At 44.0% G+C, this 9,849-nt stretch carries 9 protein-coding genes, 2 tRNA genes and 1 pseudogene; 5 read left to right on the forward strand and 7 right to left on the reverse strand.

The genetic code is table 11. The features are described 5' to 3' along the window. The first annotated feature begins 2 nt into the window (after positions 1-2). Positions 3-75, forward strand: a tRNA-Gly gene (locus AB5903_RS19545). A gap of 73 nt (positions 76-148) precedes the next feature. On the opposite strand, the gene AB5903_RS19550 is transcribed toward AB5903_RS19545, so the two are convergent. Together AB5903_RS19550 and yihA are read right to left on the reverse strand one after the other, a co-directional pair. Then, positions 149-745 carry a DUF4923 family protein gene (locus AB5903_RS19550; RefSeq protein WP_022103536.1) on the reverse strand — a complete coding sequence of 199 codons (597 nt, stop codon included), beginning with the start codon at positions 743-745 and terminating at the stop codon, positions 149-151. A 14-nt stretch (positions 746-759) separates the two neighbouring features. Beyond that, positions 760-1,368, reverse strand: a complete 609-nt coding sequence (gene yihA / locus AB5903_RS19555; RefSeq protein WP_005653804.1) for a ribosome biogenesis GTP-binding protein YihA/YsxC — start codon at positions 1,366-1,368, stop codon at positions 760-762. Between the two features lie 191 nt (positions 1,369-1,559). On the opposite strand from yihA, the gene recR reads away from it, so the two are divergent. The 3 genes from recR to AB5903_RS19570 are packed head-to-tail and all read left to right on the forward strand — an operon-like array spanning position 1,560 to position 3,209. Beyond that, positions 1,560-2,177 (forward strand): recombination mediator RecR, encoded by a 618-nt coding sequence (recR, locus tag AB5903_RS19560; protein WP_195658550.1) that lies wholly within the window; start codon positions 1,560-1,562, stop codon positions 2,175-2,177. A gap of 22 nt (positions 2,178-2,199) precedes the next feature. Continuing rightward, complete coding sequence (locus AB5903_RS19565) at positions 2,200-2,649, forward strand: hypothetical protein (protein ID WP_016662882.1); 450 nt, start codon at positions 2,200-2,202, stop codon at positions 2,647-2,649. Beyond that, a complete protein-coding gene (locus AB5903_RS19570; RefSeq protein ID WP_034536323.1) occupies positions 2,649-3,209 on the forward strand; it encodes a GNAT family N-acetyltransferase in 561 nt (186 codons plus the stop codon). The genes AB5903_RS19565 and AB5903_RS19570 overlap by 1 nt, the downstream gene beginning before the upstream one ends. Before the next feature lie 22 nt (positions 3,210-3,231). Here AB5903_RS19570 and AB5903_RS19575 read toward each other — a convergent pair whose 3' ends face one another. After that, positions 3,232-3,825: a YqgE/AlgH family protein gene (locus tag AB5903_RS19575; protein ID WP_195658549.1), complete on the reverse strand. Its 594-nt coding sequence runs from the start codon at positions 3,823-3,825 to the stop codon at positions 3,232-3,234. Between the two features lie 173 nt (positions 3,826-3,998). Continuing rightward, on the reverse strand, positions 3,999-5,315 hold the full coding sequence (locus AB5903_RS19580) for a pyridoxal phosphate-dependent aminotransferase (RefSeq protein WP_272710733.1): 1,317 nt from the start codon (positions 5,313-5,315) through the stop codon (positions 3,999-4,001). A 164-nt stretch (positions 5,316-5,479) separates the two neighbouring features. On the opposite strand from AB5903_RS19580, the gene AB5903_RS19585 reads away from it, so the two are divergent. Beyond that, a tRNA-Asp gene (locus AB5903_RS19585) sits at positions 5,480-5,553 on the forward strand. A gap of 391 nt (positions 5,554-5,944) precedes the next feature. Here the strand turns inward: AB5903_RS19585 and AB5903_RS19590 are convergent. The 3 genes and pseudogenes from AB5903_RS19590 to AB5903_RS19600 all read right to left on the reverse strand — a co-directional run bounded on the left by AB5903_RS19590 (position 5,945) and on the right by AB5903_RS19600 (position 9,775). Further along, a pseudogene (locus AB5903_RS19590) lies at positions 5,945-6,569 on the reverse strand (thymidylate synthase). 115 nt (positions 6,570-6,684) lie between these two features. Beyond that, the gene (locus AB5903_RS19595; protein ID WP_117740419.1) at positions 6,685-7,731 is read right to left on the reverse strand and encodes a hypothetical protein; all 1,047 of its coding nucleotides are present in this window, start codon (positions 7,729-7,731) and stop codon (positions 6,685-6,687) included. 1 nt (position 7,732) lies between these two features. Next, the gene (locus tag AB5903_RS19600) at positions 7,733-9,775 is read right to left on the reverse strand and encodes a hypothetical protein (RefSeq protein ID WP_368118130.1); all 2,043 of its coding nucleotides are present in this window, start codon (positions 9,773-9,775) and stop codon (positions 7,733-7,735) included. Between the last annotated feature and the right edge of the window lie 74 nt (positions 9,776-9,849).

A 9,849-nucleotide genomic window follows, 5' to 3' on the forward strand; every position in this document is an offset into this window, starting at 1 on the left:
TTGCGGAAATAGCTCAGTTGGTAGAGCATAACCTTGCCAAGGTTAGGGTCGCGAGTTCGAGTCTCGTTTTCCGCTCTTTTTTATGTTTTGTTAAAGAGACGGAAATCCCCGCAAGTTTTATGCTTGCGGGGATTTTTTATTTCCGCATTTATTCCTTTTTCAAGGTAAATCCCAGCATCATACCATCGTAGCTGTTTGCCAGCGATCCGATTGTTTTAAGGGTGCTATTGTTGCTCTTGCTGGAAATCAGGGTAATCAGCTTTAAGAGTTTGTCCGAATTGAACAGCAGGTCCATATTGGCGGATGTACAGTTTATTTTGGCGTTAAGCGGGATCAGCTTCATGAATTTCAGACTTGCATTCTGTGTGGAAGCATCGTAGGAGTAAGTTCCTTTTATGCTTTTTGCGCCAACTTTGGCTGTGAAGGTGCTGTCTGCATTGAAAGTGAAAGACATTTGTCCTTCCTTGATGCCTACCCTGGCCAATTGTTCGTTCAGCTTGTTTTCGGCAGCATTGGCGGCTACCGCACCGCCGGCCTTTTGCAGCAGGTTGTCCGATTCGAATTCGATGGCAGAGCCGGCATACGTCCATGTCCCTTCCATGCTGGCGGTGCTTTTACCGGTTATGGCATTGACTGCCTTCTCGATGTTTTCTTTGTTCAATAAGTCTTTCAGAGATTGTGCCTGGCTGTCGGGAGCCATCAGCAATGCGGCAATGAGTATTTGCCAAAAAACAAATCTTTTCATTTTGGTTATGATAGTTATGATTTGGAATTAATTTCTTTATTGATTTGTTCGATATAACCCAGGAGTTCGTCACGCCCCATACGGTTCTCGGAAGATGTGATGAAGTGGGGCGGAAGTTCCTCCCATTGTTCACGCAGCTTCTCCAGGTAGTGGCGGATGTTGCTGTTTATCCTGCCGCCTTTCAGCTTGTCGGCTTTGGTGAAAACGATGGCAAAAGGCACTCCGTTCTCGCCCAGCCATTCTATGAAAGCGAGGTCTATGGCTTGCGGCTCGTGGCGGCTGTCGACGAGGACAAAGAGGCAGGTCATCTGCTCGCGTTGCAGAATGTAGGTCTCTATGATGCGCTGAATCTGTTCCTGGCCTTTCTGTCCGCGCTTGGCATAGCCGTAGCCCGGAAGGTCGACGATGTACCAGTTCTTATTAATCAGGAAGTGATTGATGAGCATGGTCTTTCCCGGAGTTGCGGACGTCATGGCGAGTCCTTTACGCCCCGTCAGCATGTTGATGAGGCTGGATTTTCCAACGTTGGAACGTCCGATGAAGGCGTATTCGGGGAATGTTCCGCCGGGGCATTTTTTAACGTCTGTATTGCTGATGACGAATTCGGCGCTTGTTATCTCCATTTTATTACTTGTTTTTTGGTTGTTTCTTCATGCAAAGGTAGCACTTATTTCAAAAATCTCCGTCCGTAATGCGGAATTCTCTCTGTTTTTGGAGAGGACAGGCTGCATTCCGGTCATATAATTTCAAGCGAACTTAATTGCATTGCATTCAATTTGCACTATCTTTGCCCACCGATAGAAGAATTTAAGGTATGAATGGACAATATCCCTCGACATTACTGGAAAAAGCGGTGAATGAGTTTGCCAAACTGCCGGGTATAGGCAGGAAAACGGCCATGAGACTGGTGCTTCATCTGCTGCGTCAGGATACGGCGGCGGTGGAGGCTTTCGGCAATGCCATCGTTACGTTGAAGCATGAAGTGAAATACTGCAAGGTGTGTCATAATATTTCTGATACGGAGACTTGCCGCATCTGTTCCAACCCTCAGCGCGACTCTTCCGTTATTTGTGTAGTGGAGAATATACGCGACGTGATGGCGGTGGAAGCGACGCAGCAATTCCGCGGGCTTTACCATGTGCTGGGCGGGGTGATTTCACCGATGGACGGAATAGGCCCCGGCGACCTGGAGATAGAGAGTCTGGTGCAGAGGGTGGCTGTAGGTGGTGTTAAGGAAGTTGTGTTTGCCCTCAGTACCACCATGGAAGGTGATACGACCAACTTTTATATTTACCGCAAACTGGAGAAGCTGGGAGTGAAGCTGTCCGTAATAGCGCGCGGCATCTCTGTGGGAGATGAACTGGAATATGCGGACGAGGTGACGCTTGGACGCAGCATTGTAAACCGTACTCCGTTTACAGGTGCGGTGTGATATGGCTTTAAAGAACGAGTGTATGGAAGAAAAGATAAAGCGGGTTGTATCCCGCACAAAAATGATGTTTGTATATTTCTGGCTGCTGCCCGTATTTCTCGTGGCATTTGGAGAAACGGGCGGAGAATGGGTAGGTGCCTATGCAGGGGACGTGCGTGCCGCTTATTTTGCGGAGACTGTCACGATTTTGCTTACTGCTGTGTTGGTGCCTGTTTCCTTGAAGCTGTTTTCATGGATGCTGACCAAGAAGATAGATGTCGTTGCCATTACGGATGCGCTGCGTCTGTATGCACTGTGGAGTGGGGTGCGCCTGGCTCTGCTTGCCATGCCGGTATTGGCAGGATTTCTTACTTATTATATGATGCTGAGCAATAAAGGAGTGCTTTGCGCTTTAATTGCCTTGACTGCGTCTCTGTTCTGCCTGCCGGGTGAAAATCGTTTGCGTAAGGAATTGCATATAGAGAAAGAATGATGAAACCTTCTTATTTTGTAAGTGAGCGTGTGCGTCTTCGGGCTATGGAGCCGGAGGATTTGGAGATAATGTATGCCATGGAGAATGACCCGCAAACGTGGGATGTTACGAACTTCTCGGTACCGTATTCCAAGTATGTGCTGAGGCAATACATGGAAAATTCGCAATGTGATATGTTTGCCGACCGTCAGCTCCGCATGATGATAGTGCGTCGCGAGGATGATGCCGTGGTGGGTACTATTGACATTACGGATTTTGCACCGATGCATTCCCGCGGTGAGGTGGGGATTGCGATACGGAAAGAGTATCAGGGTAATGGGTACGCTTCCGATGCCTTGAGACTTTTGTGCGATTATGCCTTCGGCTTTTTATTTCTGAAACAATTGGTTGTGCATGTGGCTGCCGACAATGAAGCGAGCTTGCGCTTGTTCGGCTCTTGCGGCTTTGTACAATGTGGACTGCTGAAGGAATGGTGGTTTGCAGGCGGCAAATTTAAGGACGTTGTCTTGATGCAATGTATTCGCCTTGATAGTGTGGGGCGGGTAGAGGATGGTAGGTAATCGGATGATTGTCCGGTTACTGTCAGTTCAAAGTGGGGATTTGCGGAAAACGTGACCACATTTCGTATTTTCCGCCAAGTTTGCTAAGTGCATCTTTCCACAAGTTTCTGCAGGCTTGTTCATCCATGAGCGAAGGAATATCGGCTTTGTCCACCAGCCAGGTATTCTCTTCTATTTCCTTTTTCAGTTGTCCGGGTTCCCAGCCCGAATAACCGAGAAAGAAACGTATTCTTCCTTTGATGGAATTACCCTCTGTCATAAATTGCTTGATAGCGGTGAAGTCACCGTTCAGGTAGAGCCCATCGGCTATGGGGAGCGAGTCTGTTATATTTTCCAATGTGTGCAAATAGAAAAGGGTATCGGTGCTCATCGGTCCACCTTTATAGATAGGAATATCTTCCCGACAGTTGATTTCGCTTAGTAAATCATTCAGAAACAGAGGTAACGGCTTGTTCATTACAAGTCCCATGGTTCCGTCTTGCGTATGGTCTGCCAGTAAAACAACAGACCGCCCGAACATATAGTCGCACAGAAAAGGTTCGGAAATAAGAACTTTTCCTCGTGTAGGAACTATATGGTTAGTTTCTATTTTGAATATGTCTGCATTGGTATACATGCCCCCAAATTAAGTATTTTTCTATAAAGGAGCAAATTATCTTTCTCTTTTTTATGGGAGTCTGTTTAATTTTTACCCGGAAAGTATTTTTTCGGGGAGTTTTAAAGTTTTACAGAGAATGAAGCGTCGTCAGAGTTTGGCGCATTCATTCTCTGTAAAAAGGTATATATGTCCTATCTGACAGGATGATTTTCTGCAAAGACGGCCATGCGTTCGTCCAATTGGGCGTATTGATGGTCTTGGATGAATGAGGTGCAAGCCCGCAATCCTTCCTGGTGGCTTCCGGTAGTTACTAGTGAGATAGCGCTTACTCCGTAGTACATCAGCTCTTTGGCAAGTTCACCGCTGCTCATGCCCGGATAACCGATGGTAAAGTAAAATCCGTCGGCTACAGGCTCTCCGAGGTCGTTGTCGTATACCAGATGGAAACCATGACGCAGGAAAATCTCTTTCAGTCGCCGTGCACGTTCGCCATATACTTTTACTTCATCCAGGAAGTTGTATTTGCCTTCATTGGCGGCTTTCAGCATGGCTGCAAGTGCGTATTGCGCCGAGTGGCTGGTTCCGGAAGAAAGGGCGTACAGGACACGATGGATAAATACTGTGCCGAATGTACCGCCGCCGTAACGTTGTGTCAGTCCCGGATATGCCCGATGATAAAGTTTGTCCGAGATGCAGCTTACCCCGATGCGTTGTCCTGCATAGCTGAATGCTTTGGAACCGGATATGAGCAGTATGTAATGGTCGGTGTAATGGGCTACGGATGGTTGGTAGGGTGCATGGAACGGTTTGCTTAAGTCCTGACGGAAGTCCATGGCGAAATAGGCAAGGTCTTCCAGTACGATTACATCATACCGGGTGGCAAGTTCGCCGATGATACGCAGTTCCTCTTCTTTCAGGCATATCCAGCTGGGGTTGTTCGGATTGGAGTAGACAATGGCGGATATATTGCCTTTTTTGAGATAGCTTTCCAGCTTTTCTTTCAGTTTGCAGCCACGATAGTCATACACATCGAAAGTTTCATATTTTTGTCCCATTACAACCAATTGTTGCTTTTGTACGGGAAAACCGGGGTCGATAAACAGGATTGTGTCTTTTTTCTCGTCACATTGGCTGCATGTAAGGAAAGAGGCAAAAGTTCCTTGCATGGAACCTGTAACGGGTACGCATCCTTCCGGCGCTACGTCTACGTTGACGAATGCCTTGATAAAGCGGGATGCTTCTTCTTTCAATGCAGGCAAGCCGTTAATATCCGGATACAGGCTTGCTATTCCTTTTTGTAGCGATTCAATTTCTGCCTTTACACCTACGGAGGAGGGTGGTAGTCCGGGAACTCCCATTTCCATTTTTATAAATTCCACACCGGAGTCCGCTTCTGCTTTTGCTGCAATAGCTTTTACTTCGCGGATAGTGGCTTTTGCAAAATCAGTAATATGAAAATCTTCGATGGTTTTATCGATTAGTTCACGTGCAATAGGGGTATTTTCCATAGTTTCTATTTTTTTTGTCTATGCAAAGATAACATAAATCTCTTATAATCAATAGATGTTGAAAAAAAAGATATTTTTTTTCTTTCAAACTATTGCAGATTCAAAAAAAACACCTACCTTTGCAACCGCAATCGAGAGAGATAGCAACGATAAAATGAAATGATGGTGCGTTAGTTCAGTTGGTTAGAATACATGCCTGTCACGCATGGGGTCACGGGTTCGAGTCCCGTACGCACCGCAATAAATATTGATTATCAATAGTTTACAAAATTAACACCCAATTTTACACCCAACAAAGTAAAATTGGGTGTTTTGTTTTACTTATCTCGCCATTTGTTTGAAACAAGATAATCTATAACTTCTGGACATATATAAACCGCAAAACGTTCCGTGATACTTCTACAAAACGTTTTGTGATGGTTTAGCAGCCATTAACACAAAACGAAATGCGATTTTTTATTTATTTTCCAGTGCCATTCAAACACTTCTCAAATGGCATTTAAAAGTTCCTCAAATCATAGAGAATAACTATCTTTGTATAAATCTTAGTGGAGATGTACACCTAAAAAAGGGAAGCTTGTTTCCTCCGTAATATGTAATGGGTATTTTCATAGTTTAATATTTTTTCATTATACGTTCAAATCAAATTTCACATCCTCATCTCCTGTTATCAGACAGCGTGTTTTTTCAAGGTTATTTTCATAGATATGCACATTCCCAAGATTGAGACAAATGGATTTCAATGGCAAGTCTATCTGGTGTGCCATCAGATACAAACGATAGATATCGGCAGATAAGCCGAGGTAGGCATCGGAATTACGCTGGTAGGCGGACAAGACCAGCTCCCCGTCATCAATCTGGAACTGCACGAGACTCAGGCAAGGTGCCTGAGTACTCTCTACGTCCGAGTACATAATTCTTACTGTTCTGTTTTTCCTTATTGATTTTGGCAACGAGGGGCGGAAGTTTTTCGAAGTATGTGGGATAGCTGTTCACAAAGATAGAACCGCAATAGTCCCACCAATATATCCCAGCTTCCTGGTATTTCTCCACACAGCGTTCACCCAGCATGAATAGCTGTAACTCATTTTTATGTTTCTTCCGGGCGATATTGTGACACTCGAAAATATCGAACAGATCGGCTGGAGTTAACAATAGTTGTTCATTCAATAGGTAATTGTTCCTTCCTTTTTTATTGTCCTGCACTTTGCCGACATCGAGTATCTTCTTTAAAATTGCATAGTATTTGTTCATTACTCTCTTTTAAATATACATTGATTCATATTTTATTTATCGTTGCAATCCTACCACATACAAAATGCACCACAACGCAGCAGAAGGTATCCCCCCCTCTTCAATAAATTGTTTATCAGACTCCGGTGATAGGTATACTGCCTAAATATATTTTTCCAGTATCTGTTATAATATACAATGTTTTTTTGTCTTTGGAAATGGAATCATATTCAGACTGCGTCAATGTCTTTATTGTCCGCACATCTGAACTGGCTACCTTTTCATCATTCAGTTTTTTCCCCATTGATGCGGATAATGGAGAATCTTCACTTGTTGTGATAAGGTCATTAATAACAGAATCAGAAGTGATAAAAAGCAGATCCTCTGAGCCGAACGAAGCTATTCCATCGGATATATATATTTGCATAGTCATGATAGCTCCCCCATTTAAAAACATCATAGCCAATAGAGCGTTATTCACATCCGTATAATCGGCAGCAAGCATAAAAGGAGTAAAAACCGATATGTCCGTATCATGTCCGGGCACTTTCATCACACAAATAATATCTTCACTTTGTGCTTTCTTGCACAAGTCTATGAGAACACTCTTACCCCCAAAGGCCGCAAAAACCTCATCAGAACTTGATTCGGAAGTAAGTTCTAATATCCCGGTGGGAATAGTTATTATATTATCGGATCCATCGCTGGAAGCTTCTATTTCCGCCCATAAACCGTTCTTCTGTCCATAAGTTTTTCCATCGTTGGGTGCATCCCCCAAAAGAAGTTCTTGACGATTCCCGCTTACAATCGCTTGTCCGTCGGTCATATAGACTGCAAGGGTAGTAATCGCTCCACTCATTGTTGCTTCCATTTGAATATTTGAATTATTCTCATCGGTATACGACGCGATTAACATACCTATATTATAAGTATAATGGTCACTCATTTCATCATAAACAATTACGACTGCCCCATCCTTGTTATTAACAACCGACTGAACAAATGACAAGTACTCATCCTTGCCGCCAAACGCCGCGAGGATTTCATCTGAAGTAGAATCATTTGTCAGCATTAACACCGCCATCGGGATAACGATATTAGAACTTCCGGTATTACCACCACCTACTTTTACTTTACCAAGTAATTCATTTACTTCTTCCGCTGTATAATCTAACTGTCCCATATTATATTTCTTTTAGTGATATTGATTTAATGTATATTACCCCACCAGGGGCTTCTGTCCCAAAAATGACAGCATCCGAAGCCGTTGTCACACGATTGGGTGTAATGTCTATTGTGAGAGACTGGTCTTCACCTGTTAATGTTTCTACATTTACACTCTTACCGCCAATGTCATTGAAGTCATTCAGAATACCGGATGAAAATGTCGTGACATCTCCTATGGCTATTATCAGGTATGAGCCCAAATTCCCTTTGAAAGTCAGCGTCAGGCGATATGTCTTGCCAGCAAACAATTTTCCGGATAAATATCCTTTATTAAAAGAAAGTGCCCTGCGCTCACCTGAGGTATAGTACTTGTTATTCCACATTATCCTGTTAAGGAACACTGAAAAAGCATCTTCACCAACCATTCCGATATCAAGCAATTCAACGCCGGTTGCATTAGCCAACTCAGCGTTGGTCAGCAGTTCATCCATACTTGGCGTATACGCCACAAAATATGCAATGATTGTCTCGTCAGCCGTCCATGTTATTACGGCTTCAGCCCGTGTGTCTCCATTACTCCAATGGCTGAATGCATACCCAGTATTGGCAACAGCGGATATCACACCCTGTGTACCTTCTGTCTTAACGCCGCCACCACTGACAGTGCCGGAACCTTCCGGCGACACTGCAAGTCTTACATCATGAGTAATTATGATAGCTTCAAAGTAGGCTGTCATCGTTTTGTCTCTATCCCACAAACCGTTGTATTCAGGATTGGTATTAGACTCACTGTTCCAATGTTTGAATACGTAACCTGGATTTGGCTCTGCTGTAATTATGGACTCGGTCATAAAGGGTTTCGTCCCACCTCCCTTTACAACTCCGGCACCTTCCGGCGAGACTGTAGTCGTAATTGTAACATAAGAGGCAGGAACCGGGGCTGTCTTAAAACGGTTCTTTACAATCCAACCGCTAAACACAGTACCGTCACTAAACCCTTGGATATCTATTCCCTCCTGCGCCGCCACCCACAAACGTTCCACTTTTTCCCCATTTTCATATATAGGAGCAAGGGAATAACAGAACATTGGATTAACAGCCATTACACCTTCAAAGTATTCATTGAGTATAGTAGCGCTAAAACCATCATACTCAATGCCGGAAGGTAGTTGACAGGAATTACCGTTTAAGTCATTACCAGGGATAACGACATTATTATTATCTTGCACTCCCGGCATTTCCACTGGAATATTCTGCCACCTGAATGTGCCGGATTTGAATGGTGAACGAAAAGCCCCTGTCAGAAGCATATTTACTAATTCTCCTCCAACCCCCTTGAATGTGCCATCTTTGGCAATCATGAACTTATTGTTTATATTCAAAGAGTTGCTTTGTATGGCATCCGCTATGAGTTGCGCCGTAACAATGGCTGTAGCCTCAATCAAGGCTGTGTTTATAAAACCACCATTTATGATGGTTTTCCCTTTTTCCGCCATTCCCTGAAGCGTGGAAAAATCCTCATAGCCAAGATTCCGGGCAACGGCATCCTTAGTATCCTGCGATATATTCTTAAGACTTGCAACCGCACCCTCGGCAACACTTTTCGCTTCATCCGAATATTCTTTCAGTTTGTCCTGAATGGCTTGATTGGCAACTTCCACGGCGGTGCTGAAACTTGCGTACGCATTGTTGAATGCAGAATACTTGGCATCGACATCCTTTTTCTCGGAAACTGTGGTTTCTCCGTCGGAAATTGCGGCATTTATGGAGGCTATAAGGTCACTGATTGCGCCAAATAGCAACATTTTGGCATTGAGCAATCCGGTTTTGGCTGTACCGCCAAGATAGATGTTCATATATAATTTGTTATACGTGGCCTCTACCGCCGCCTTCGTGTTATTTACCATATTAATGTACTTCTCAATGGCTTTTGCCTCGGCTTCGGTGATGATGCCGTCGGCAAAGGCACCATCTACATAGCCATGTAAACTATCTATGGATTCCTGAGCCTTATTTGCTTTTGTTTGTGCATCGGATGCATCTGTAATTGCAGTATGCAATACTTCGGTAAATTTTTACCGAAAGATTAAAAGTTAAACAATAGAACCGGCAAAAGCTGGTTCGGAAACACTAA

Source organism: Bacteroides sp. 2201st1_D9_2201SCRN_220225 (genome assembly GCF_040928965.1).
Taxonomy (GTDB): Bacteria; Bacteroidota; Bacteroidia; order Bacteroidales; family Bacteroidaceae; genus Bacteroides; species Bacteroides stercoris.

Excerpts from the sequence above, each read along its gene's own strand:
- yihA (WP_005653804.1), bottom strand. The coding sequence starts at position 1,368 with ATGGAGATAACAAGCGCCGAATTCGTCATCAGCAATACAGACGTTAAA.
- AB5903_RS19550 (WP_022103536.1), bottom strand. The coding sequence starts at position 745 with ATGAAAAGATTTGTTTTTTGGCAAATACTCATTGCCGCATTGCTGATG.
- AB5903_RS19565 (WP_016662882.1), top strand. The coding sequence starts at position 2,200 with ATGGAAGAAAAGATAAAGCGGGTTGTATCCCGCACAAAAATGATGTTT.
- recR (WP_195658550.1), top strand. The coding sequence starts at position 1,560 with ATGAATGGACAATATCCCTCGACATTACTGGAAAAAGCGGTGAATGAG.
- AB5903_RS19580 (WP_272710733.1), bottom strand. The coding sequence starts at position 5,315 with ATGGAAAATACCCCTATTGCACGTGAACTAATCGATAAAACCATCGAA.
- AB5903_RS19570 (WP_034536323.1), top strand. The coding sequence starts at position 2,649 with ATGAAACCTTCTTATTTTGTAAGTGAGCGTGTGCGTCTTCGGGCTATG.
- AB5903_RS19595 (WP_117740419.1), bottom strand. The coding sequence starts at position 7,731 with ATGGGACAGTTAGATTATACAGCGGAAGAAGTAAATGAATTACTTGGT.
- AB5903_RS19575 (WP_195658549.1), bottom strand. The coding sequence starts at position 3,825 with ATGTATACCAATGCAGACATATTCAAAATAGAAACTAACCATATAGTT.